Origin of the sequence: Nannocystis bainbridge (genome assembly GCF_028368995.1) — a bacterium.
Lineage (GTDB): Bacteria > Myxococcota_A > Polyangia > Nannocystales > Nannocystaceae > Nannocystis > Nannocystis bainbridge.
Genome location: NZ_JAQNDL010000003.1, coordinates 2,439,101 through 2,463,786, shown reverse-complemented (window position 1 = coordinate 2,463,786; position 24,686 = coordinate 2,439,101). Strand labels below are relative to the sequence as shown.

16 protein-coding genes are annotated in these 24,686 nt (G+C 71.1%); 7 read left to right on the top strand and 9 right to left on the bottom strand.

Annotation, left to right across the window (positions count from 1 at the left end):
- The first annotated feature begins 26 nt into the window (after nt 1-26).
- On the top strand, nt 27-884 hold the full coding sequence (locus tag POL25_RS35010) for an MbnB/TglH/ChrH family RiPP precursor modification enzyme (RefSeq protein ID WP_272090667.1): 858 nt from the start codon (nt 27-29) through the stop codon (nt 882-884).
- Nucleotides 881-1,678, top strand: a complete 798-nt coding sequence (locus POL25_RS35005) for an HvfC family peptide modification chaperone (protein ID WP_272090666.1) — start codon at nt 881-883, stop codon at nt 1,676-1,678. The genes POL25_RS35010 and POL25_RS35005 overlap by 4 nt, the downstream gene beginning before the upstream one ends.
- A gap of 87 nt (nt 1,679-1,765) precedes the next feature.
- On the opposite strand, the gene POL25_RS35000 is transcribed toward POL25_RS35005, so the two are convergent.
- From POL25_RS35000 to POL25_RS34990, 3 genes are all read right to left on the bottom strand, one after another.
- Nucleotides 1,766-2,935: an Ig-like domain-containing protein gene (locus tag POL25_RS35000; RefSeq protein WP_272090665.1), complete on the bottom strand. Its 1,170-nt coding sequence runs from the start codon at nt 2,933-2,935 to the stop codon at nt 1,766-1,768.
- A 130-nt stretch (nt 2,936-3,065) separates the two neighbouring features.
- On the bottom strand, nt 3,066-4,661 hold the full coding sequence (locus POL25_RS34995) for an NAD(P)/FAD-dependent oxidoreductase (protein WP_272090664.1): 1,596 nt from the start codon (nt 4,659-4,661) through the stop codon (nt 3,066-3,068).
- 5 nt (nt 4,662-4,666) lie between these two features.
- A complete protein-coding gene (locus tag POL25_RS34990) occupies nt 4,667-6,295 on the bottom strand; it encodes a M20/M25/M40 family metallo-hydrolase (RefSeq protein ID WP_272090662.1) in 1,629 nt (542 codons plus the stop codon).
- 654 nt (nt 6,296-6,949) lie between these two features.
- Here POL25_RS34990 and POL25_RS34985 point away from each other — a divergent pair.
- Together POL25_RS34985 and POL25_RS34980 are read left to right on the top strand one after the other, a co-directional pair.
- Nucleotides 6,950-9,205, top strand: a complete 2,256-nt coding sequence (locus tag POL25_RS34985) for a VWA domain-containing protein (protein WP_272090660.1) — start codon at nt 6,950-6,952, stop codon at nt 9,203-9,205.
- A gap of 263 nt (nt 9,206-9,468) precedes the next feature.
- Nucleotides 9,469-11,919 carry an ATP-binding domain-containing protein gene (locus tag POL25_RS34980; RefSeq protein WP_272090659.1) on the top strand — a complete coding sequence of 817 codons (2,451 nt, stop codon included), beginning with the start codon at nt 9,469-9,471 and terminating at the stop codon, nt 11,917-11,919.
- Between the two features lie 96 nt (nt 11,920-12,015).
- Here the strand turns inward: POL25_RS34980 and POL25_RS34975 are convergent, their stop codons facing one another.
- Nucleotides 12,016-13,182: an isocitrate/isopropylmalate dehydrogenase family protein gene (locus tag POL25_RS34975; protein ID WP_272090658.1), complete on the bottom strand. Its 1,167-nt coding sequence runs from the start codon at nt 13,180-13,182 to the stop codon at nt 12,016-12,018.
- A 146-nt stretch (nt 13,183-13,328) separates the two neighbouring features.
- Here POL25_RS34975 and POL25_RS34970 point away from each other — a divergent pair, with 146 nt between their 5' ends.
- Complete coding sequence (locus POL25_RS34970) at nt 13,329-15,926, top strand: DUF5916 domain-containing protein (protein ID WP_272090656.1); 2,598 nt, start codon at nt 13,329-13,331, stop codon at nt 15,924-15,926.
- Nucleotides 15,927-16,085: 159 nt separating this feature from the next.
- On the opposite strand, the gene POL25_RS34965 is transcribed toward POL25_RS34970, so the two are convergent.
- The gene (locus tag POL25_RS34965) at nt 16,086-16,715 is read right to left on the bottom strand and encodes a response regulator (RefSeq protein WP_272091153.1); all 630 of its coding nucleotides are present in this window, start codon (nt 16,713-16,715) and stop codon (nt 16,086-16,088) included.
- 546 nt (nt 16,716-17,261) lie between these two features.
- Nucleotides 17,262-17,690 (bottom strand): hypothetical protein, encoded by a 429-nt coding sequence (locus tag POL25_RS34960; protein WP_272090654.1) that lies wholly within the window; start codon nt 17,688-17,690, stop codon nt 17,262-17,264.
- A 75-nt stretch (nt 17,691-17,765) separates the two neighbouring features.
- On the opposite strand from POL25_RS34960, the gene POL25_RS34955 reads away from it, so the two are divergent.
- A complete protein-coding gene (locus POL25_RS34955) occupies nt 17,766-17,945 on the top strand; it encodes a zinc ribbon domain-containing protein (RefSeq protein WP_272090653.1) in 180 nt (59 codons plus the stop codon).
- 297 nt (nt 17,946-18,242) lie between these two features.
- Nucleotides 18,243-19,175, top strand: a complete 933-nt coding sequence (gene trxB / locus POL25_RS34950) for a thioredoxin-disulfide reductase (RefSeq protein ID WP_272090652.1) — start codon at nt 18,243-18,245, stop codon at nt 19,173-19,175.
- Between the two features lie 269 nt (nt 19,176-19,444).
- Here the strand turns inward: trxB and POL25_RS34945 are convergent, their stop codons facing one another.
- From POL25_RS34945 to POL25_RS34935, 3 genes are read right to left on the bottom strand one after another with little or no spacing between them, the layout of a single operon-like run.
- Complete coding sequence (locus tag POL25_RS34945) at nt 19,445-20,932, bottom strand: trypsin-like peptidase domain-containing protein (protein WP_272090651.1); 1,488 nt, start codon at nt 20,930-20,932, stop codon at nt 19,445-19,447.
- A complete protein-coding gene (locus POL25_RS34940) occupies nt 20,929-22,788 on the bottom strand; it encodes an ABC transporter ATP-binding protein (RefSeq protein ID WP_272090649.1) in 1,860 nt (619 codons plus the stop codon). The genes POL25_RS34945 and POL25_RS34940 overlap by 4 nt, the downstream gene beginning before the upstream one ends.
- The gene (locus tag POL25_RS34935; protein ID WP_272090647.1) at nt 22,781-24,613 is read right to left on the bottom strand and encodes an ABC transporter ATP-binding protein; all 1,833 of its coding nucleotides are present in this window, start codon (nt 24,611-24,613) and stop codon (nt 22,781-22,783) included. The genes POL25_RS34940 and POL25_RS34935 overlap by 8 nt, the downstream gene beginning before the upstream one ends.
- Nucleotides 24,614-24,686: the final 73 nt, after the last annotated feature.

The following is a 24,686-nucleotide window of genomic DNA, read 5'->3' as shown; positions in this document are numbered from 1 at the left end:
GAGCAGGTATATCCGCGCGCGCCGCGGTGCCCACCGGGGTCGGCCTCGGGCTGCGCGGGCCGTTCCTCGCGGAGGTCGATCGCGGGGCGGCCGACGGGCGGGTGCCGTTCTGGGAGGTCTCACCGGACAACTACGTGGCGCGCGGCGGCAGCCGACCGGCCCGCCTGGCGAGCGTGGCGGAGCGGTTCCCGATCCTTTCGCACGGGCTGTCGCTGTCGCTCGGCGGGCTCGATCCGCTCGACGCGGAATTCTTGGCGGGCCTGCGCGGGTTCCTCGACGCCGGCCTGCGGTCGCCGTGGCACTCGGACCACCTGTGCTTCTCGGGCCACGACGGCAAGATGCTGCACGACCTGCTGCCGCTGCCGTGGACGACGGCGTCGGCCAGGCGCGTGGCGGCCCGCGTGCGCGAGGTGTCGGAGCGGCTGGAGCGGCCGATGCTGGTCGAGAACATCAGCTACTACCTGCCGCTCGGGGGGGCGCCGCTCGACGAGGCGGCGTTCGTGGTCGAGGTGCTCGAGCGGGCCGACTGCGGGCTGCTGCTCGACGTCAACAATGTGTTCGTCAACGCGAGCAACTTCGGCTTCGACCCGCTCGAGTGGTTGGCCCGAGTCCCGCTCGATCGGGTGGTCCAGCTGCACGTGGCCGGTCACGAGTTCTGGGACGACGAGCGCCGCGACCTGATCATCGACACCCACGGGGCGCCGGTTCGCAGCGAGGTCGACGCGCTGCTGGCGTGGGTGATCGAAAGGACAGGTGCGCTGCCGGTCCTGCTCGAGCGCGACGAGAACATCCCGCCGCTGGCCGAGCTGCTGGCCGAGCGCGACCGCGTCGACGCGGTGTACCAGGCGGCGCTGGCCCGCCACGCGGCAGGAGCGGCGGCATGAGCGGCGAGGAGGCGTGGATCCGGGCGTTCGCCGCCAGCGTGATCGAGCTCGAGGCGCCGGCAGCGGTGAAGGCCGACGTGCAGGGATTTTTGGCCGGCCACGGGGTGCCGGCCGAGGCGCTGGTCGCGTTGCCGGAAGCGGCGGCCGAGCGGCTGGCGATCTACCGCACGATGGTCCACGGGCGGCTGCGCGGGGCGGTGGAGGACTTCTTGCCGAACACGGCGACGCGGCTCGGCCGACTGCGGCTGCGGCTGGAGATCGCCCAGTTCGTGGCCGAGGCGGCGCCGGTGGCCCCGTACTTCTGGCGGGTGACGGGCGAGTTTTTAAGATGGGCCCGGCCGCGGTGGGCGGTCGACACGACGCTGCCGGATTATCTGCTCGAGCTGGCGCTGCACGAGTGGTCGGATGCCGAGCTCGGCAACCTGCCGGCCGGCGGGGAGGCCGCGAGCGGCAAGCCGCTGGCGCTCGACGGGCCGGTACAGTTCGATGGCACGGTCCGGCTCCGCCGCTACCGCTGGGCGGTCCACCGCGCGAGCGCGACAGAGGCGCCGCCGGCCGAGGCGACGGCGCTGCTGCAGTACCGCGATCGGAGCGACCATCAGGTCAAGACGCTCGAGCTGACGCCGCGGGCGGCGGCGGTGACGGAGCGACTGCTGGCCGGAGAGCCGCTGCAGGGCGCCCTGCAGGGCGCGTGCGCGGAGCTCGGGGTGGCGCTGGACGACGAGCTCCTGGCGGCGATGGCCGGCTACTTCGCCGACCTGGCCGAGCGCGGGGCGCTGCTCGGCGCGGCCTGAGATGTCTGAAGTGACATGCCCGTCGGGGCATGTCACTCAAGACATGTCGTTCGGGACATGCTCGTTCGAGCATGTCCCGAGTGCCGGTCAGGCCGGCGCGCCGTTGAAGATCCAGCGGAACAGGATCTGCACCTTCTCGGCCTCGAGCGGGGCCTTGCCCTTCGGCATCTGCTCGCCGGTGGTCTGGACGGTGCGGGTGAGCTTCTTGAACAGGTAGCTGCTGCCCGGGAGGTCGGGGATGACGCGCTTGGTCGCCGGGTCCTGGGTGGCGGGGGCGAGCAGGGCGGCGAGCACGTCGGGGCCGGCGAGGTCGAAGGCCAGGGCGGCGGGGGGCATCGCGCCCTTGTGGCAGCCGCAGTTGGTCGAGAGCACGTTGAGCGCGTCGGTGAAGCTGGCGGCGGCGACCGCCTGGTTGTTGAGGACCGAGACCGACAGCGGCTCGCTCGTCACGCCCTCGACCTCGGCGGTCACCTCGGAGGTGCCGGGGTTGAGGCCGAGCAGGGTGCCCTTGGCGTCGACGTAGAGGACCGTCTCGTCGCTCGAGATCCACTTGACCGTCGGGCCGACGACCGGGTCGCCCTGGGCGTCGAGGACCGTGACGTCGAGGTCCAGCATCTCGCCGATCTCCACGTTCGCCGGGCCCTGCTCGTCGATGGTGACCGAGCCGGCCTCGCCCTGGCTGCCGCCGTCGCAGGCGAACGAGCCGGCCTCGGGCGCGCCGGCGTCGATCCAGGCGGCGATCAGGGCGATCTGGTCGGCCGAGAGCATGCCGCCCTCGGGCATCTGCAGGCCGACCGGCGGCGCCGGGTTGAGCTTGGTGATGAGCCAGCTGCCGGCCGAGTTGCCCGGGTCGACGTGCGGGGTGCCGGGCTGGCCCATGCTGTCGACGCCGACCAGCGCGGCAAACGCCGAGCCCTCGCTGAGCACCAGCCCCTTGGGCGGCATGCCGCTGAGGTGGCAGCCGCAGCTGGCGCTGAAGATCGGCTGGATCGAGGTCGGGAAGTCGCAGTCCGCAGGCGGCGGATCTTCCGTGGTCGGATCGCTGCTGACGGTCGGGTCGCTGCTGGGCCCGGCGCTCGGGTCGGGTCCGGTGGTGCTGCTGCTGGTCGACGAGGTCGTCGGGTCAGGCTGGTCGGTCGTGGCGTCGGTGCCAGTGCCAGTGCCGGTCAAACCGGTCCCGATGCTGGTCGCTCCGGTAGTGTCGGTGTCCCCCTCGTCGGGGACCTGATAGACGGTGCACGCGGTCAGCAGGACCAAGGGAAGACATCGTGTCGAGCGCATGCGCACATAAGAAGGCATGCGCTCGCGTGAAGACAGTCCTCCCACGCTGGGTGTAGGAGTGAAAAACGTCACGCAGACGCCCGACGCGCGGGGCCTGTCCTGAAGGTCAGCTCGTAATCCGCTCGTGCGGGGCGCCGAGGCGACGGGCGATGGCGACCGCGACGCGGAGGCCGTCGAGCGCGGCGGAGACGATGCCGCCGGCGAATCCCGCTCCCTCGCCGCACGGGTAGAGGTGCGGGGTGCTCGGCGACTCGAGGGTCTCGCCGTCGCGGTCGATGCGGACCGGGCAGCTGGTGCGGCTCTCGACACCCACGGCGATCGCGTCGTCGCCGAGGAAGCCCGGCATGCGCGCGCCGAGGGCCTGCAGCGCGGCTTGGAGCGGCGGGCCGAGCGGGCCGAGCAGCCGGTCGAGGCGGGCCGGCTGGAGGCCGCGGTGATAGCTGGTCGGCGGCAGCTCGGGCGAGAGGGCGCCGGCGACGAAGTCGGCGAGGCGCTGGGCCGGGGCGACGAAGGCCCCACCGCCGGCGCGGTAGGCCTCGGCCTCGAAGCGCGACTGATACTCGACGCCGGCGAGCGGGTCGGCGGGCGACAGGCCGGCGGCGGCGAGGTGCTGCGGGCCGACCTCGGTGACGAGCCCCGAGTTGGCGAACAGGCCGCGCCGGCTGTGCGGGCTCATGCCGTTGACGACCTGCATGCCAGGGTCGGTGGCCGCGGGCACGATGTAGCCGCCGGGGCACATGCAGAACGAGAAGGCCGCGCCCGCGCTGGTCTGCTCGACGAGGCGGTAAGAGGCGGCCCCGAGCGCCGGGTGACCGGCGAGCGCGCCGTACTGCAGGCGGTCGACGAGCGCCTGCGGGTGCTCGATGCGGACGCCGAGCGCGAACGACTTGAAGGACAGCTGGACCCCGGCCGCGCGCAGCCAGGCCTGGACGTCGCGGGCCGAGTGGCCGGGCGCGACGACGACGGCGCGGGCCGGCACGACCTCGCCGTCGCGCAGGCGCACGCCCGCGGCCGCGCCGTCGTGCACGACCAGGGCGTCGGCGCGGGCCTCGAAGCGGACCACCACGCCGGCGCCGATGAGGTGCTCGCGCATGGCGGTGATCACCCGCGGCAGCCGGTTGGTGCCGATGTGCGGCCGGGCGTCGACGAGGATCTCCGCAGGCGCGCCGTAGCCGGCGAAGGCCTGCAGGACCAGATCTACCGGCCCGCGCTTGGTCGCGCGAGTATAGAGCTTGCCGTCGGAGTAGGTGCCGGCGCCGCCCTCGCCGAAGCAGTAGTTGCTCTCGGGGTCGAGCTCGCCGCGCTGGCTCAGCCCGGCGAGGTCGTGCCGCCGCGCCCGCACGTCGCGCCCGCGCTCGAGCACGACCGCGCGCACGCCGGCGCGCGCCAGGCCCCAGGCGCAGAACAGCCCCGCCGGCCCGGCGCCGACGATGACGACGGCTGGCTCCTGGGACATGTTCGGTAGGACATGTGGCAAGTAACATGGCGCTTCGGGCATGTCCTTGCCGACATGCACGACGAGCTCGACGTGGACGCGGACGCGGCCGCGGCGGGCGTCGATCGAGCGGTGGGCGACCTCGACGTGGCGGACCTCGGCCTCGCGCAGGCCGGCCGCGCGGGCGGCGGCGGTGCGCAGGGCGGCGGGGTCGAGGAGGGCGTCGGGGTGGAGGTCGACGCGAACCCGCTGGGGGGCAGAGGGCACGGTCATCACTCCGCGACGGGGGCCGTGACCGGGGTCGAGGTGCCCTGGACCCGCTTGACGACGGTGTCGGGGTTCGACCCGGGCAAGCCGGAGGCGAGGCCCCCACCCTCGGGCGGGGCTTTGTACGGCACGGGCAAGCCGTCGGCGACCGCGCGCGCGACCCCGCCGACGAGGGTGCCGATCGCCACCAGGCCGTCGTAGTTGATCTTGTCGGCGTGGTCGCCCGGCCGGTGGTAGTCGGCGTGGGTGCCCGTGAAGAAGAACAGCACCGGCAGGCTCTTCTTGTAGAAGCTGGCGTGGTCGCTGCGCGTGGCGACGCTGGCCTCGTAGAGCACCGAGAGGCCGGCGGTGCCGAGGCGGTCGAGCAGCGGCATCCAGGCGTCGGAAGAGACGAGGCCGCCGACGGCCAGGCCCTTCGGTCCGAGTCGGCCGATCATGTCGAGGTTGACCATGGCGACGACCTTGTCGAGCGCAAACGGCGGCCGCTCCGCCAGCGCCTTGGAGCCGAGCAGCCCCAGCTCCTCGCCGGCGAAGTGGGCGAACACGACGGTGCGCCGCGGCCGCTGCTCGCGGAAGTGCCGCGCCAGCTCGAGCAGCATCGCCGTGCCGCTGGCGTTGTCGTCGGCCCCGTTGCAGATGCCGTCGACGACGTCGTCCTTGCGCGCCTCGCTGCACTCGCCGCGGCCGACGACGCCGATGTGATCGTAGTGCGCGCCGAGCACGACGATCTCGTCGCGGAGGTCGGTGCCGGAGATCTTCGCCAGCACGTTCGGGACCTCGACCTGGATCGGCTCGACGCTGGCCGACAACTTCAGCTCGACCCCGGGGATGTCCCCCGAGAGCGGCGCGAGCTTGGTGTCGATCCCCTCCTGCACCGCGGAGATCTTCTGCTTGGCCTTGCCGACGCGCAGCAGCCTGTCGGCCGCCTTCCACTTCATCTGCACCACCGGCAGCGCGAACGGCTCGCCGACCACGCCGTCCTCCCGCTGCAGCGGCGCGAACGCGTCCGCCTCGCGCTCTTCCGCGTCGAGGAAACTCCGAGGCCCGCGTACGGCGATCACCGCGACGGCGCCCGCCTTGGTCAGACGCTCGACCTTGGTCCGCAGCGATCCCGCGCCCATGCCGAACTGCGGGCCCTTGCGCTTGCCGGCCTCGCGCATGACCGGGCCGACGAGCGCCTGCAGATCGAGCTCGACCGTCAGCGGATCGGCGGGCAGGGGCCACATGTCCTTCAGGTCAGCTTCGGGCATGAACCGCTGGAGGATGGCGATCACGCGCCCGCGGGTGCGCTCGTGCAGCGCGCGCAAGCCGGCCGCGTCGCCGCTCTGCTTGAGCGGGGCGGCCGCTGCCGCGAAATCGCCCGCTTCGCGCTGAAGCCTGCGAAAGAAGGTGACTGTGTCGGGCCGCCCCGGAGCGTCGAGCAGCACGACCGCGATCTTCCCCTTGAGGTCGAGGCCGGCGAGGTCGTCGTAGATCGGCGCGGCCGCGTCGTCGTCGCCGGGCGTGACTTCGGAGGCGGCCGCGTAGCCGACGAACACGGCAGCTCCCTGCACCTCGCCGCTCGCCGTCTGCGGCGAGATCGAAAACTCGCCGCTCGCGACCGACGTCGCCCGCGCGCCGCGGACGAGCTGCAAGCTCACAGGCTCACGCGCACGGACGCCGACGGAAAGCGAAAAGTTGGCCAGGAGCGAATCGCCCGCAACCGGCTCGAGGCCGAGCTCCTGGTGCCGCTGCGCCAAGTACTCCGCGGCCTGAGCGAGCTCGGGACTCAAGGTGAAGCGGCCCCGCATCTCGTCGCGCGCGAGCGCAGCGATGTCCGCTTGCAGACGGGCGCGGTCGGGCGTCCACGTCGCAGTCGTCGGGGCAGACGCATCAGCTCGCTCCGCAGGCGCCGCGGTCGTCGATGCGACGGGCCGTGTGCAGCCTGGCGCCAGCATCAGGGCCGTCGACAGCATGAGCGACGAGGACGAAAACGGCGTGCGCACGAGCGACTCTTAGCGCCCTTTTGACCGCGACCTCGGACATCGCGGTGCTCCCGCTTGCGTGCGTTGCTTCACGCATTCTCGTCCCACTACTCGACCGAAGCTGACGATCATCGCGTGCTCGACGGTGCTCGAGGCGAACCATCTTTAGTGTGCAACCTTGGTTGCACGGCCGCCCTCCGGTGTATTGACGCCCTCCGTGACTCTGGCGTACCGTGCCCCGCGCTGTCTCAAACCCGCGAAACGCAACGCGCATGCGCGAGGCGTGTCGGCACCCGGTACTAAGCCCCACAAGGATTACCAGCAATGAAGCGTCTCAGTCTGATTGGAAGTTGGAAGCGCCTCGGCGTGCAGGTCGGTCTCCTCGCCGGCGTCGGCATCGCCTTCATCGGTGGCTCGGAGCCGCCGCCCGCGGCCGCCGCCCCCGTGTGTGTCGAGGAAGGTCAGTGCACCTTCGTCAAGCCGCTGTTCCTCATCGTCGCCGACTACTCGACGTCGATGAACACCATGTTCGACGCCAACGAGACCCGCTGGGAAGCGGCCGTGAGCGCGATCGTGGAGATGGTCGACGCTGACAACGGCTACCTGCAGGGCAACGTCCTGCTCGGCCTGATGCGCTTCGGTCACGACCCCAACGTCGGTCAGACTGGCACGCTGATCCAGAACGACTCGTCGGGCATCACCGACGGTCAGAAGATCGACGTCGGTTTCTACGACGAGGCGGCGCCGGACAAGGCGTACTTCCAGTGTAACGGCGAGGCGATCAAGACCGCCATCATGTCGGTGCCCGCGCCGATCAACGGCAGCCTCACCGGCATCGGCACGTGGACCAAGGGCGCGATGGACAAGGCCAAGGCCTACATCCTGCAGACCTGGGCCGACCACCCGAACGACAAGGCGCAGCGCAAGGGCGCGATCGTGCTGCTCACCGACGGCCAGTGGACCGACCCGTCGGGCACCCAGTCGCCCGGCCCGGCCAACCAGAACCCGTCGCTCACCGCCAAGGACCTGTTCGACAACAGCCAGGTCCCGACCTACGTCGTCGCCATCGGCGAGGCGATGGGCAAGATGTTCGCCGACGAGATCGCGATGAACGGCGGCACCGGCACGGCGTACGACGCCGCCAACCCGCAGCAGCTCATCGACGCGCTCAAGATGGTCGTCCAGGCGATCATCTCCGACGTCATCCAGCCGATCTGCGCGCCGGGCCTCCCGCGCGTCATGGTGCTCCTCGACGCCTCGTCGTCGATGCTCAACATCATGAACGGCACCCAGGCCGGCCCGCAGGGCATGACGGGTTGGGACGCCGCTCGCGAGGCGCTCGCCGGCGCCAACTCGCTGTTCGACCAGGAGGTCTTCGGCCAGCAGAAGGTCGAGAACCTGGTGCACCTCGGCCTCGCGGTGTTCGGCTTCAACGCGCCCGCGCCGGGCGAGCAGAAGCTGATCGTCAACTACGGCCCCTGCATGAAGGACAACTTCAACTGGGCCCTCGACCCGGCCACCTCGTGCGAGGCGCCCGGTTGCACCGACCCGTGGGGCGGCCCGCCGATCACCTGGACCTTCCAGGACGGCACCGCGAACGACCCGCCGGGCTTCGACGCTCAGACCGTCAGCCACATGCCGAAGTGCGACTTCGCGGGCAACCTGCCCGAGGCGTGCGTCGGCTCCGGCACGTACACGCACCTCGGCCTCCAGCTGGTCCAGCAGAACATCACGGACTACAAGGCCGCTTGCGCGAACCCGATGTTCCCGTACCCGTGTGACGCGAACACCAAGTTCATCAACATCCTGGTCACCGACGGCGACTACCAGTCGACCGACGCGCAGGTCCAGACGCCGCTGCAGGCGATGTTCAACGCGGGCGTCACGACCTACGTGATCGGCTTCGGCGACCTGGTCAGCAGCCCGGCCTCGCAGGCCAAGCTGAACAACATGGCCAAGTGGGGCTCGGGCAACGCCGAGATGTACTACGACGCCAACAACCAGGCGGCCCTCGAGGCGGCGCTGGCCAGCATCATCGAGCAGATCACGTTCGACCCGTGCTGCGGCTTCGTCAACTGCGCGATGAACCCGGAGCCGACCACCAACGAGCCGGATCCGCTGCCGATGGGCACGACCAGCACGACCAGCGAGTCGGACACCGACACGACGGCGACCGACACCGACACGCCGGGGACCGACACCGACACGCCGGGGACCGACACCGACGAGACCGACACCACGCCGGTCACCACCACCGAGACGTCGGAGACCAGCGCCGGCCCGACCACGGACGAGCCGCCGACCACCGGCACCACCACCGACGGTCCCGTCACGACCACCGACGCGCCGACGACGACCACCAACCCGACGGGTGGCAACGTCACCGCGACCGACGGTGGCAGCGACACGGACAGCACCGACACCGAGAGCCCCGACACCGCGACCGACACCGGCGCGGGCACCGACGAGGGTGGTTGCGGTTGCAAGGTCGACGACACCGAGGGTCAGACCCGCGGCCTGCTCGCCTCGATCTTCACGCTCGGCCTGGCGGGCTTCATCCGCCGTCGCCGCCGCGCCTGAGCGGACGACACGGGCCCACGAGGTCCGTGAGCGGCCAAGCCGCACGCAGGGGCCGTCTCCGGTTTTCGGAGGCGGCCTCCGCCTTTTTGGTCGGCGTCCCCGATCGACGCCGGACCGATCGGCCGCCGCCGCGGGCCGGTCTGCCGCCGCAAAACCCGACGCAGCGGGCCATGGCGCCTCCCGGACGAATCTATGGGTCGCCTCACACCGGGGCGTGCGCGCCCACTGGCCGGCTAGCGGCCAGTTTGCTATGCACACCGATCGTGTCGCAGGAGCACCAGGACCCCGACCTCCACGCGCTGTCCGACGAGGGCGGCAAGATCGTCGCCGAAGAGCTCGACATTCTGCGCCGCATTCAGGAGCGCCTCGAACGCGAGGCCCAGAACGCGCCCGGGCAGATTGAGGACCTCGACGCCCAGCTGATCGAGCTGCGCGACGCCCTGGCCGAGGCCAAGGAGGAGGACCAGGCCTCCCTCGTCGAGCAGATGCACCAAGTCGCCGCCCTCAGCCGCACCCGCGGTCAGGGCCGCGACGCGCCGGTCGACCCGAACAACCCGTACTTCGGCCACCTCCGCCTGCGCGAGGCCAAGTCGAAGCGGCTGCGCGACGTGCTGGTCGGCAAGCGCACCCTGCTCGACGACGGCGACGGCCTGTCGATCGTCGACTGGCGCAACGCCCCGGTGTCGCGCCTCTACTACCGCTACGAGGAGGACGACGAGTACGAGGAGGAGTTCGACTCGCGCTCGCTCGAGGGCACCGTCATGATCCGCCGCTCGGTCGCGGTGATGGAGTCGAGCCTGCGCCGCGTGTCGGCCCCGCAGGGCACCTTCGTCAGCGACCGCCGCGGCCGCTGGCGCGACGCCGTCGGCGCCGCCAAGCCGATGCTCGAGGGCGGGGTCGGCACCGCCGTGCGCGTGCCCCAGGGCCAGCTCGGCGTCCACGGCGACGACGACCAGCCGCGCGCCGACAAGCACCTGCAGGAGATCACGGCGCTCATCGACAAGGAGCAGTTCAACCTGATCACGCAGCCCGAGTCGGGCATCGTGCTGATCCAGGGCGGCGCCGGCTCGGGCAAGACGACGGTCGCGCTGCACCGCGTGGCCTACCTCGCCTATCAGGACCGGCGCCGGTTCGCCCCGAGCAAGATGCTGATCATGGTCTTCAACGAGGCCCTGGTCGAGTACATCCGCCACGTGCTGCCGGCGCTCGGCATCGACGGCGTGCCGGTCACGACCTACCGCAAGTGGAGCACCCAGCTGCTGCGCAAGCTCAAGCTGCGGATCCCCATCAGCCACATCGACGGGGTGCCCGACGCCGTCAGCCGCTTCAAGAAGCACCCGGTCGTCCTGCGCATGATCGACGACCGCATCGGCTGGCAGCTCGAGGAGGCCGAGGAGCTGCTCAAGAAGCGGCTCGGCGAGCGCGCCGGCGCCGAGGCGGCGTTCGCGGTGTGGAAGCGCAACACCGACCTCCCGCCGGTCGTCCGCGCCGAGCGCACGCTCGACCAGATCAAGGCCGACGTCAGCATCCCCGGGCCCGCGCGCGCGGCCGCCGAGACCGCGCTGCGGGCCATCCGCGACGACCTGCGCGACGTCTGCGACGACTGGCTCGAGCTGATGACCGACAGCGACGCCCTGCGCACCGCGCTGCGGGAGTACGCCCCCGGCGCCTTCAACGACGCCGACGTGGCCACGATCGTGCGCTGGTGCGCGGCCAAGGCCGAGCTCGACGAGGAGCCCGAGCCCGAGGAGCGCGACGAGGACGAGCCCGACGAGCCGCGCAGCGAGCCCAGCATCGACAGCGAGCCGGCCCCGCCGAAGGGCGAGGCCGAGCCCGAGGGCGAGGACGGCGAGGGCGACGCGCCGCTGCCGGCGCGCACGCGCATGGGCCACCACAGCGTCGGGCTCGACCCCGAGGACGACGCGATCCTGCTGCGCCTGCTGCAGCGCAAGTACGGCGGCCTGTTCCTCGGCGGCAAGCGCTTCGAGTACGAGCACATCGTCATCGACGAGGCCCAGGACCTGGCGCCGCTCGAGGTCCGCGTGCTGCTCGACTGCGCCACCGACGGCCAGAGCGTGACGATCGCCGGCGACCGGGCGCAGAAGATGATCTTCGACAACGGCTTCGTCGACTGGCCGCAGCTGCTCGGCGACGCCGGGCTGCCGCACGTGGCGATCCAGCCGCTGAAGATCACCTACCGCTCGACGCGCCAGGTGATGGAGCTGTCGCGCTTCGTGCTCGGGCCGCTGCACAGCCCGGAGGACGCGCTCATCGCCCGCGAGGGCGCGCCGGTCGGCTACTACCAGTTCGGCGACACCGGCGAGGCGGTCGCGTTCCTGGCCGAGGCCCTGCGCGCGCTGATCCAGCGCGAGCCGACGGCCAGCTGCGCGCTCGTCACCCGCTACCCGCAGCAGGCCGACGTGTACTACGACGCCCTGCGCATCGCCGAGGTGCCCAAGCTGCGCCGCGTCGGCCGCCAGGACTTCAGCTTCACCCCCGGCATCGACGTCACCGACATCCGCCAGGTCAAGGGCCTCGAGTTCGACTACGTGGTCCTGCTCGACCCGACGTCCCAGAACTACCCGGAGGTCATCGAGTCGCGCCACCTGCTGCACATCGGGGCCACCCGCGCCGCCCACCAGCTGTGGATGGTCTGCTCCGGCCCCCCGAGCAAGCTCATCCCCGAAGACCTGATCGTCGCCAGCCTCGAGTAGCGGCGGGCTAAAGAAAAAGGGACATGCTCTGCGGAGCATGTCCCTTTTTACATGTCGGGAGGGACATGCCCCGGAGGGCATGTCCCGAAGGTCAGCTCACTTGGCCGCCTGCGCCAGCTTCTGCAGCGCGAGGTCGGCGATCGCCTGGCCGACCTCGGAGCAGCGGGCCGCCTTGGCCTCGCCGACGAGGTCGTAGGTGAGCGGGTGGCCGTCGCGCAGCACGTCGACGACGGCGGACTCGATGGCGACCGCGGCGCGGGTGAGGCGCTCGTCGTTCTTGCGCTCGCCGAGCCACTCGAGGCCCTCCTTGACGGCGAGGATCATGGCGATCGGGTTGACCTTGTCCTTGCCGGCGTGCTTCGGCGCCGAGCCGTGGATCGGCTCGAACATGCCGTGCGAGTGGCCGACGTTGGCGCCGACGGCCATGCCCATGCCGCCCTGCAGCACCGAGGCGAGGTCGGTGACGATGTCGCCGAACATGTTGGTGGTGACGACCACGTCGTAGTACTCGGGCTGGCCGATCAGCCACTGCGTGAACGCGTCGACGATCGCCGAGTCCTTCTCGATCTGCGGGTACTCCTCGCCGACCTGCTGGAACACCTCGGCGAACAGGCGGCAGCCGTGCAGCACGTTGTCCTTGACGACCGCGGTGACGCGCAGCTTGCCGTCCTTCGGCGCGCCCTTGTTGCGCTTCGTGCACAGCTCGAACGCCTTGCGGATCACCTGCTCGCTGGCGCGGCGCGTGATCACGCGGGTGTCGATCGCCAGCTCGGTGGTGCCGCCCGGGGCGAGCTTGCCGCCGACCTGCGAGTACAGGCCCTCGGTGTTCTCGCGGATGATCACCATGTCGACCTGGCCCGGCTGCCACACCAGCTTGTTGGCGCCGTGGATCCGGTGCTGCACGCCCTCGTAGAGCTTGACCGGGCGGACGTTGGCGAACAGGTTGAGGCGGATGCGGTTGCCGATGACCGGCGAGTAGCCCGCCATCTTGCCGTCCTTCATCAGCACCGGGCCCGGGCCGGTGGGCGACGGCCAGCCGACCGCGCCGAGCAGGATCAGGTCGGCATTGTCGCAGCGCTCCTCGGCCCCTTCGGGCCAGTCGCGGCTGCCGTGCTCGAGATAGAACTGCCCGCCGCACGGGATGTCCTCGACCTCCCACGCGACATCCAGGACCTTGGACAGCGCCGACAGCACGCGCAGTCCCTCGCGCATCACTTCCGGTCCGGTCCCGTCCCCGCCAAGGGTCACCAGCTTGTACGCCATGGTTCGGGTGTACACGCGCGTCGGTGTGTGCGACCGACCGGCCCGTTCGCGGCTCCGGTGTGGATCCTCACCCAATTCGCGCGCAGGACGCGGTATACATGCACCGCCGGCCGTAACCCTGTACGCGGCCTCTCTGGGATCTCGACGTGCTCGCGCAGCTCCTGCCTGTCTGGGTCCTGGTCGCGTGGGGTCTGTCTGCACGCGTCGTCGGCCCGGTGCCGGCCGCAGGCGCCGCCGCGCCCGCGCCCGCGGCCGGGCCCGCCGTCGACAAGCTGGCGCCCGGGGCGAGCGCGCCGCTGCCGACCCCGCCGTCGCCGCGAGCTGGCGTTCAGGACATGTCCCAAGCGCCACTTTGGGTCCGGCCGACCAGCGCCCCGCCGCTGCGGCCGATCGTCGGCAAGGCGCGGGTGCGGGACTTCAAGCTGAGGTCGACGCGCATCGACGACGGCGCGATCGACATCGACGGCCGGACCAGCGAGCCGGCCTGGCTGGCGGTGCCGCTGCTGCCCGACCTGGTCCAGTTCGAGCCGCGCTACGGCTACGCGCCGACCCACGAGACGCGGGTGCGGATCGCCTACGGCAGCAAGGGCATCTACGTCGCCTTCGACTGCCAGGACGACCCGAAGCACGTGCGCGCCGGCGTGTTTCGCAAGGACCAGCTCGGCCCCAGCGACATCGTCTGGCTCGAGCTCGACCCCAACAACAACGACACCACCGGCTACTCGTTCGCGCTCAACGCCTCCGGCTCGCAGGAGGACTCGCAGCTGTTTCGCGACGACTCCGAGGAGTTTTTGTGGGATGGGGTGTGGAAGGGCGCGGCCAGGCTGACCGACACCGGTTGGTCGGCCGAGATGTTCATCCCGTGGTCGACGATCCGCTTCACCGCGCGCGACGAGTACACCTTCGGCGTCAACGTCGGCCGGTGGATCAACCACGACGGCGAGACCCAGATCCTGTCGCCCACGCCGCAGGGCCTGCCGGGCCGCATCAGCTGGGCGCTCGACTACACCGGGGTCAAGGACATCCAGCCGGGCCTCAACCTCGAGCTGCGGCCGTTCTTCTCGCTGCGCGGCGTGCCGCGGCGCGGCGACGACAGCCTCGACCGCTCGTTCCCGCTGCTGCCCAACGGCGGCTTCGACCTCAAGTACGGCCTGCGCGGCAACCTGACGCTCGACCTCGCGGTCAACCCCGACTTCGGCCAGGCCGAGGTCGACCCGGCGGTGCTGAACCTCGGGCCGTTCGAGGTCTACTTCCCCGAGCGGCGCACGTTCTTCCTCGAGTCCAAGGAGATCTTCGAGACGCGGTTCCAGCTGTTCTACTCGCGCCGAGTGGGGCGCATCCCGCGGGCCGGGCTGGCCGACCAGACCCCGCGCGGCGAGGAGACGGGCGAGGTCGTCGCGCTCGATCCGCTGACCCGCATCTTCGGGGCCCTGCGCGTCACCGGCCAGGTCAAGCCGGGCTGGAGCCTCGGCGTGCTGACGGCCAACACCGGCGCCAGCTTCGGCGTCGAGCGCTTCTCCGACGGCCTCGAGCGCCGCGTCACCGTCGACCCGATCAGCCAGTACTCGGTGGTCCGCGTGCGCCGCGAGTTCGACGGCCAGACCAGCATCGGCGCGCTCGTGACCGGGGTGGTGCGCGGCGGCGGCGAGCCGTCGGCGTTCACCGGCGGCATCGACTACCGGATCCGCTTCCGCGAGCGCTGGCGCCACTCGGCCCAGATCATCGGCACGCACAACGGCCGCCGCGAGGGCATGGGCGCGGTGGCCGACATCAACCGCACCAGCAAGAACCTGTCGATGGGGGCGGCCTTCGAGACCCTCACGCCGCACGCCGACTTCAACGACCTCGGCTACATGCGCTTCAACAACTTCATCGACGGCAAGGCCAACGTCGGTGTGTTCAACGCCCAGCCGGTCGGCAACATCCGCCGTATGGCGGCGACGGTGTCGACGCAGGTGGCGTCGTCGTACCAGGGCTACCTGCTGCAGAAGCAGCTCCACCTCGACCTCAACCTCACCACGCTCAAGCTGTGGGGCACCTCGATGAACGCCGGCGGCCACCTGCCGCAGTACGACCTGTACGAGACGCGCGGCGGGATCCCGTACCTGGTGCCGTTCCACTGGTGGATCGGCGGCACCTACTGGAGCCCCGACAACAAGAAGGTCGTCGGCGTGTTCAACTGGGCCTACGGCGAGCAGAACGGCCGCCCAGGCCCCGACTACGGGGTCGAGCTGCGCCTCCGGCCGGTGCCGCGGCTCGAGCTGACGCTGCGCGGCGACCTCAACCTCAGCTTCGGCCGCCCGCGCTGGACCACCACCAACGAGCTCGACGAGGCCGTGTTCGGCCGCGCTTACGTGACCCAGTACATCGGCGTGCTGCGCGGCACCCTCGGCATCCTGCCCAACCTGACGCTGCAGACCTTCAATCAGCTGTACTTCCTGTCGGCCCGCCACACCGATTTCTTCGTGCTCCAGCGCCCCGACGTGCTCGTGCCGGTCAACCCGGCGCCCTACGTCGGCGAGGTCGACCAGGGCCTCACGAGCTTCATCTCCAACTCGATCCTCCGCTGGGAGTACCGCCCCGGCAGCTTCCTGTTCTTCGTCTACACCCACCGCACCGTGCTGACCGACTTCAGCCCCCGCTTCAGCTACCGACCGATCGGCGGCTTCAGCAACCTGGTCACCCCGGGGGTCGCCAACGAGGACATCCTGTTCCTCAAGCTGCAGCACATGTTCGGGCTGTGAGCGGGTGGCGATTCGGACATGTCTGTGAGGGCATGTCCGATGGAGCATGTCCGCGAGGGCATGTCTGAAAGAACATGGTCCAGCGATCTGCGCCCGGCGCGCTGGCGCGCTGGCGCCCCCCAGGTAACGCAGCTTTAATAAAAATAGAAACGCCGCCGCTCACGGATCCGGCGAGACGATGCCGGCCCGCACGGCGTAGCGCACCAGGCCGGCGAGGTGGTGCACGTCGAGCTTGGCCATGATCCGCCCGCGGTGGCCCTCGACGGTCTTCATGCTGAGACCGAGGTCACGGGCGATCTGGTTGCTCGACTGGCCCTGAACGACGAGCCGGAGGATCTCGCACTCGCGCTGGGTGAGGGCGTCGGCAGGATGGTCCTCGCGCCGGCGCGAGTCGACGAGCACGAGCTTGGCGATCGCCGGGCTGAAGAAGGCGCCGCCGCGCGCCACGGCCGCGATCGCAGCGAGCAGCTCGGTGAAGCCCGACCCCTTCAAAAGATAGCCGCTGGCGCCGGCGCGGATCGCCGGGCGCACGTACTCCTCGCCAGCGTACATCGAGAGCACGAGGACCTGGGTGCCAGGAAAATCGCGGCAGATCGCCCGGGTCGCCTCGACGCCGTTCAACTCCGGCATGCCGAGGTCCATGACGACGACATCGGGTCGGAGCTGCCCGACCGCGGCGACCGCCGCGCGACCGTCGGCGACCTCGCCCACGACCTCGATGCCAGGCTGGTCAGCGAGCAGCATGCGGACCCCCTCCCGGACAATCGCGTGATCGTCCGCCAGCAACACCCGAACAACCTGCTTCGGTTCCACGCACCAAACCCTAGCACGCGCGGTCCACCCCGGTGACCGCAGGCCGCCGTCCGCATGAAGGCGAGTTCATGAGGTCAAGCAAGAAGCTGTCCCAAGAGACTTCCCCTTTTAAAAGAATAGCTCTGGCATGTGGACCTTGCACGAAGGACATGTCCGAAGAGACATGTTCATAAAGATGGCCCATGAGACATGTCGGGGGGACCTGCCGGGGCTCGAACGCGGCTGTCCGAAGAGACATGATGACGCGGGGCCGGTCCAGGCGCCGCGACGACGTCACGGTGCGACACGTAGCCGGCGCTCGCGCTCCTCGGTCCGGCGCTCGGACGCCGCAATGAACCTCGCGACGCGACAGGTCGCCGGCGCTCGCGCTCGTCGGCCGGCGCTCGCACGTCGCGACGAACCTTGCGACGCGACACGTCGCAAGGTTCGTCGGGCCGGCGCTCGCCCGCAGATCCGGTCACGCATACGCGACGGCGTCGCTCAGGGCACGCGCCCGCGGCTCACGCGCTCCCGCGAGCGGGCTCAGCCGCGAGCGAGCTTGCGCAGCATCGCCTGCACCTCCTCGCGGACCTCGCCGAGGCGCTGCGAGCGGTACACGCCGTAGGCGCTGCCGAGGACCGGGCCGGTGATCATGCCGACGACCGGCAGGACCGAGGCGGCGAGGCCGATCTTGGCGCCGCTGATGAGCGCGCCGCCGGCGGTGAGGCGCTCGTGGAGGGCCAGCAGCTCGTCGGCCAGCTTCTGCCGCTCGTCGCCGTCGAGCTGGCTCAGGCGGGCCGAGCGCTCGCGCAGGGACCGGAGCTCGCGCTCGAGCGCCGCGTCGCTGAACGGCGCCACGTCGACCATCTGCTTGAAGCGCTCACCCTGGGCCTTGGCCCACCCCCTCGGGTCGCTGCGGATCTGGTCGGTCTGCTGCTTGGCCCAGTCTTTCGCCTGATCGCGGATGGACATCGCGCGCCAGCATAGCAGAGCACCCGCCAAGCGCCCGGACCGGTCAGGCCGGGCCGCCCGTGCTATGCGACGAGCATGGACGACATCGCCCAGGTCCAGTGCCCCTACTGCTTCCAGGTGGTCGAGATCGTGGTCGACCCCGGGACCCGCGGTGAGCTGATCGAGGACTGCGAGGTCTGCTGCCGTCCGTGGCGCATGCTGATCCGCCGCCGCCGCGACGGCTCGCCGCTGGTCACCGTCGAGCGGGCCCAGTGAGCCGCGGGCCATGGTTCTGCGGCCCGCTGGCCCCATCGAGCGCGCCGTCAAGGGCCGCCGGGGGCGGGACATGTCCTTCGGGCCATGTCACGGCTCGCGGGAGGACATCCGCCGCGTCATGGCCGGAGGTGGCGGCGCCGGCGGTGAGTCGCGGCGATCGCCCCCGCGGCTCGGGCCTGCGTCGCGGTGAAACCACGTCCACGGGCTCGCGCGCGCGGCGGGCGTGATGTCCCTCAGGGGCCGGGCGGGCCGGGGCCCCGTCATGCGGCCTGGCGGGAGCAGCTATCCTCCAGCCTCATGCCGACGCACAGCAGAGTCCTCATCCTCGGTTCGGGCCCCGCGGGCTACACCGCCGCGATCTACGCCGCGCGCGCGAGCCTGGAGCCCGTGATGATCGCCGGCCCCGAGCCGGGCGGCCAGCTCACCACGACTACCGAGGTCGAGAACTATCCGGGCTTCCCCAAGGGCATCACCGGCCCCGACATGATGGAGGAGTTCCGCCAGCAGGCCGAGCGCTTCGGCACCCAGCTCCACTACGACATGGGCATGCGCGTCGACCTGTCGCGCCGGCCCTTCGTGGTCGAGGGCGAGGCCGACACCTATCACGGCGACGCGCTCATCATCGCCACCGGCGCGTCGGCCAAGTGGCTCGGCCTGCCCAACGAGCAGCGGCTGCGCATGTCGGGCGGCGGCGTGACGGCCTGCGCGACCTGCGACGGGGCGTTCTACCGCAACCAGGACGTGGCGGTGATCGGCGGCGGCGACACGGCGATGGAGGAGGCCACGTTCCTCACCCGCATGTGCCGCAACGTCCACCTGATCCACCGGCGCGACACGTTCCGCGCCAGCAAGATCATGCAGACCCGCGCGATCGAGAACCCGAAGATCACGGTGCACTACAACACCGAGGTCGACGACGTGCTCGGCGGCGACCGGGTGGTCGGCCTGGCCCTGCGCGACTCGGTGACCGGGGGCGCCCGCGAGCTGGCAGTGACGGGCCTGTTCCTCGCCATCGGCCACCAGCCCAACAGCGACATCTTCAAGGGCATGCTCGACATGGACGAGACCGGCTACCTCAAGGTCCGCCCCGGCTCGACCGCGACCAACATCCCCGGGGTGTTCGCCTGCGGCGACGTGGCCGACAAGGTCTACCGCCAGGCGGTCAGCGCGGCCGGCACCGGCTGCATGGCGGCGATCGACGCCGAGCGCTGGCTCGCCGAGCACCTGTAGGCCGCCGGGCTGGGGACGAGCGCAGCGCGCCGAGCGGCGCGGGCGCTCGTCTCTTCGCGAGACGGGGCAGTCCCTTCGGACATGCCCCTCGGGAAATGTCTTTAAAAACATGTCGAATTGGACATGTCGTCATGGACATATCCACATCGACATGTCGAGACAGACGGCGGTCCCGCACGTCTCCGTAACCATCGAGCACGTCCTCGGCGCGCGCGAGAGCCCGGGCGCCGCGTGGGCGGCGTCCGGGCTCTGCGTCGAGCGCATCGCGCTCAGCGACGCTCGATCATCGCCGAGTGGGTCGAGCCGCCGCGCTTCACCTCGACGGCCACCTTGCCGTCGTCGCTCGCCAGCGCCCCGGCGACGTCGCCGACCTGCGTCACCTTCTGGCCGTTGATCGTCTGCAGCACGTCGCCCTCGCGCAGGCCGAGCTCGTCGGCGAGCGACCCGGGCATCACGCTGCGGACCGTCAGGAGCCCGTCCTTGGCCTCGACCTGGGCCCCGAGGCGCGGCTGGCCGTCGGGGAACAGCTTGCCGGGCTCGCCGTTCATGCGGCGGGCCGAGCGCTGCAGCTCGTCCTCGCTCGGCAGCTTGCCGATCGTCGCCTTGAGGTCGACTTGCTTGCCGCCGCGGTCGACCGACAGGATGACCTGAGAGCCAGGTTTGGTGTCGGCGACGCGGCCGCGGAGGTCGCTGAAGTTGAGCACGTCGCGGCCGTTGATCGCGGTCACCCGGTCGCCCGCGCGCAGGCCCGCCTGCGCCGCCGGCGTCCCCGCCTGGACCGTCCCCACCACCGCGCCGGCCTCTGGCGCGCGGCCCACGGCCGGCTCGATCTCGCGGCCGGAGATCCCCAGCCACCCGCGCACCACCTTGCCGGACGCCTTGAGCTGCGGGATCACCGTCTTTGCTTGATCGACCGGGACCGCGAACCCCAGCCCGCGGCCGATCCCCCCGACCGCCGTGTTGATGCCCACCACCTCGCCCGCCATGTTGAACAGCGGCCCGCCGCTGCTGCCGGGCGCGATCGAGGCGTCGGTCTGCAAGAAATCGATGTAGCTGTTGGCGTAGAGCCCGAGGCTGCCGCGGCCCTTGGCCGAGACGATGCCGGCGGTGGCCGTCTGCTCGAGGCCCATCGGCGAGCCGATCGCCATCACCCAGTCGCCGACCGACAGCGCGGTGCTGTTGCCGAGCGTCGCCGTCTTGAGCCCGCTCGCGCCCTCGAGCTGGACCAGGGCGATATCGGTGTACGGGTCGGAGCCGAGCACCTTGCCCTTGTACATGCGGCCGTCGTGCAGCTTGACCTCGAGCCGCTCGGTGCCGTTGACCACGTGGTGATTGGTGACCACCAGGCCGTCGGGCGTGAGCACGAAGCCCGAGCCGATGCCCTGCTGCGGCGGCGCCTCGGCGCCCGGGCCCATATTGAATTGCTCGAGGAACGGCAGCATGCGCGGGTCGACGCCTTGCATGTCGAGCTGCGCGCGCTTGCCATAGGCGCGGATGTTGACCACCGCGGGCGACAGCTCCTTGACGAGCGGGGCCAGGCTGCGGCGGGGGTCGAATTCGCCGCCGACCACCGGCGCGCCGCTGCCCTCGCGCCAGAGCGTGCTGGCGGCGGTGGCCGCGGGCGGGTCGTCCGCGGCTTCGGCCTGGTCGTGATACCCGAGTGCGACCGCTGCGCCGCCGATCGTCGTCAGGCCGAGGAAGGCGAGCAGCGCCTGCGGCGAACGGAGTCGTCGGGACCGGATCGAGGATGAGCTCATGCCGCGGGAACCGGGGGCTGCGCGCCGCTATTCCCGTCGTCTTCTTCCTCTTTGAAGCCCATGCGGTAGAGCTCGGCGTACACGCCGCCGCGCGCGAGCAGGACCTCGTGCGGTCCCTGCTCGACGACCACGCCGTCTTGCAGCACCAGGATCTTGTCGGCCCGCCGCACCGTGCTCAAGCGATGCGCGATCACCAGCACGCTGCGCCCGCGGAGCAGCCGCTCGATCGCCGCCTGCACCTTGTGCTCGGTCATGCTGTCGACGCTCGCCGTCGCCTCGTCGAGGATGAGCAGCGTCGGCTGGCGCGCGGCCACTCGCGCGAACGCCAGCAGCTGCGCCTCGCCGGCCGACAGGTTGCGCCCGCGCTCGCCGACCACGAACGACAGCCCGCCGCGCTCCTGCACGAACTCCCACGCCTGCACCGTGCGCAGCGCGGCCTCGATGCGCGCTGGTTCGTCGGCGAGGCCGGGCTCGCCGAGGCTGACGTTGAACGCGACGTCGTCGTTGAACAGGAACACGTCCTGCTGGACCATGAGGACATGTCCCCGGAGACAGTCGGGGACCACGTCGCGGACCTCGACCGACCCCGCGGGCGCCTGCAGCGAGACGCTGCCGCGGTAGCCGTCGTAGGTGCGGGTCAAGATCCGTCCGAGGCTGGTCTTGCCCGAGCCGGTGCGGCCGACCACCGCCACGACCTCGCCGGGGGCGATGTCGAAGTCGATGCCCTTGAGCACGTCGGAGCCGCCGTCGCGGTAGCCGAAGCGGAGGTCGCGGACCTGCAGCCCGCCGCTCCAGCCCTGCAGTGGGTCGCTCGCGCCGGCGGGCAGGCGCGCCTCGGGCGGCTCGTCGATGAGGCCGTAGATCCGCTCGAGCGAGGCGACCGCGCGCTGGATCGTGGCGAGCTTGGCCGAGAACTCGCGGATCGGGATGAACACCCGCTGCAGGTAGTCGATGAACGCGAACAGCAGGCCGAGGGTCACGCCGCTGCGGGCCACGTCCTCGAACAGGTAGGGCGCGGCGAAGTAGATCAGCAGCGCCACGCACATCGCGCTGACGCCGTCCATCACCGAGTAGAGCCCGGCGTCGTACCAGTTGGCGGTCTTGACCGCGCGCAGGAAGCGGTCGCCGAGCCGCTCGAACTCCTGCACGGCGGCCCGCTCGCGGCCGAACAGCTGCAGCACCGTGACGCCCGCCAGCTGCTCCGCCAGGTACCCGCTCTGGACCGACTGCGCGCGCCGGATCTCGAGCTGCAGCGTGCGCAGGCGGGCCGAGAAGTGGACCACGATCACCCACAGCAGCGGCGCGGCGGCCAGCGACACCAGGGTGAGCCGCCAGTCGAGGAAGAACATCGCCGCCAGGATCGACAGGATCACGGCGATGTCGGTGAGGATCGTGAACACCCCGAACGCGAGCGTCTCGCTCAGCGCCTCGATGTCGCTGGTGCTGCGCGCGAGCAGGTTGCCGATCGGCGTCTTGTCGTAGAAGCGGGCCGGCAGCTTGAGCACGTGGCCGAAGATCGAGCGCCGCAGGTCGGTGATGGTGGCGTGGCCGGCCCGCGACAGCGCGTAGACCTGGACCGCGGTGGCCAGGAACTCGGCCATCACCGCGGCGAGGAACAGCATGCCGGTGACGCGCAGCGAGATCAGGTCGCCGTGGGCGATGTCGGTGTCGACGGCCTGCTTGACCAGCAGCGGGCGCAGGGCGGACATCGCCGCGACCACCGGGATCATCCACATGCCGAGCCACAGCCACCGCTTGTGCGCCAGCGCGTACGGCCAGAACCGGCGCAGCGCGGCCCACGTGCTGCCCTGCGGCGCGCCGTCCCGGCCCTTCGACCTGGTCTTCGGGTCAGCCATGGTGCGCGGCCTCCTGGTGGCGGTGGGTCTCGGCGTAGACGCCGTCGTGCGCGAGCAGCTGGGCGTGCGTGCCGCGCTCGACGACCACGCCGCGCTCGAGCACGAGGATCTCGTCGGCGTGCTCGAGCACGCTGGTGCGGTGCGACACGATCACGGTGCTCGGCGGCTCGCGCATCAGGCCGGCGCCGCCCTCGTCGTGGAGCCCGCGGATGGCCGCGACCAGCCGGACCTCGGTGCCCTGGTCGACCGCCGACAGCACGTCGTCGAGCAGCAGCAGCCCCGGCCCGCGGTACAGCGCCCGGGCCAGGGCGGTCCGCTGGCGCTGGCCGCCCGACAGCATCACCCCGCGCTCGCCGACCACCGTGTCGAGCCCCTCGGGCAGCGAGCGCACGTCGTCGACCAGGCAGGCCGCGCGCAGCACCTGCTGCAGCCGCGGGTCCTCGGGCTCCTCGCGGCGCAGCTGCGACGACGAGGCCGAGCCGCCGCCGTCCTCGCCGCGCACGTGCCCGCTCCGCTCGCCGCGCAGGCGGATGTTGTCGCGCAGCGTGTTCGAGAACAGGAACGGGTCCTGCGGCACGACCGCGAGCTGGGCCCGGACCTGGTCCAAAGGCAAGCTCGTGACGTCCTTGCCGGCGACGAACACGGTCCCGGCCGGCGGGGTGTAGACGCGCGACAGCAGGTGGATGAGCGTCGACTTGCCGGCGCCGGTGCGGCCGAAGATCCCGAGCGTCTTGCCCGGCGCGAGCGCGAACGAGATGTCCTGCAGCGACGGCGCCTCGGCGCCCGGGTAGGCGAAGGTCAGGCCGCGCAGCTCGAGCGCCGGCGGCGGGCCGGGCGGCAAGCTGTCCGTCGGGACAGGTAGCCCGTCGGGCGTGGCGACGACCTCGTCGATGCGCTTCACCGCCACGATCCCGCGCGACACCGAGGCCAGCACCCACGCGACCGCCATCAGCAGCGCGACCAGGCTGGCGAGCAGGGTGGTGAACGTGACGAGCGCGCCGACCGGCAACTCGCCGGCGATCACCCGCGCGCCGCCGACCCACAGCACGATCGCCGCCGCCACCTGGCCCGACAGCCCGAGCACCGGCATCGAGAACGCGCGCATCGACGACAGCCGCAGCTGCAGGTCGAGGTAGGCCTGGTTGCGGGCGTCGAAGTGGCGCAGGATCGCCGCATCGGCCCCGTGGGCCCGCACCGTGCCGATGCCGGCGTATGACTCGAGCACCCGGTCCGACAGCCGCCCGAGCTCCTCGAACGAGACCCGGATCAGCGAGTAGAACCGGCGCACCACCGCGATCGTGTAGGCGCTGCCGGCGGCGATCGGCAGCAGGCACCACAGCGTCAGCCAGGCGTCGGTGAGGAGCATCTGCCCGAGGTGGAGCGGCACCGCGACGAGGACGTTGCACACCTGCAGGCCGGCGAAGCCGATGAGCAGGCGGATCGACATCGTGTCGTTGGTCGCCATGCTGACCAACTCGCCGACCTTGCGGCGGAGGAAGAACGGCCGCTGCAGCGCCAGCAGGTGCGAGAACAGGTCGACGCTGACGCGGTACTCGACCTCGCGCCCGGGGTTGAAGAACAGCACGCGCGACAGCGTGCGCACGACCACCACCGCGACCGCCCAGATCATCAGCTCGAGGGCGATCCCGCGGCCCACGGCGAGGGCGTCGGCCTGCCCGCCGCCGAGCGCGTCGAGGGCGTGGCCGATGAGCGTCGGGATCCGCACCACCGCGTAGTTGGTCGCCACCAACATCGCGAAGCCCAGGGCGTACTGCGGCAGGTTGCGCCGGACGTACCGTTGGAAGAAGCGGTTGGCGAGCGACACGGGCGAGCGGCCGGGGGTCCGGGGCCTATAGCAGAAATCGACCCCGGGGGCCTGGCACTACACTGCAGAATAA

Coding starts and splice junctions, on each gene's coding strand:
- POL25_RS35005 (WP_272090666.1), top strand. CDS start 881: ATGAGCGGCGAGGAGGCGTGGATCCGGGCGTTCGCCGCCAGCGTGATC.
- POL25_RS34985 (WP_272090660.1), top strand. CDS start 6,950: ATGAAGCGTCTCAGTCTGATTGGAAGTTGGAAGCGCCTCGGCGTGCAG.
- POL25_RS34975 (WP_272090658.1), bottom strand. CDS start 13,182: ATGGCGTACAAGCTGGTGACCCTTGGCGGGGACGGGACCGGACCGGAA.
- POL25_RS34960 (WP_272090654.1), bottom strand. CDS start 17,690: ATGTCCATCCGCGATCAGGCGAAAGACTGGGCCAAGCAGCAGACCGAC.
- POL25_RS34955 (WP_272090653.1), top strand. CDS start 17,766: ATGGACGACATCGCCCAGGTCCAGTGCCCCTACTGCTTCCAGGTGGTC.
- trxB (WP_272090652.1), top strand. CDS start 18,243: ATGCCGACGCACAGCAGAGTCCTCATCCTCGGTTCGGGCCCCGCGGGC.
- POL25_RS34945 (WP_272090651.1), bottom strand. CDS start 20,932: ATGAGCTCATCCTCGATCCGGTCCCGACGACTCCGTTCGCCGCAGGCG.
- POL25_RS34940 (WP_272090649.1), bottom strand. CDS start 22,788: ATGGCTGACCCGAAGACCAGGTCGAAGGGCCGGGACGGCGCGCCGCAG.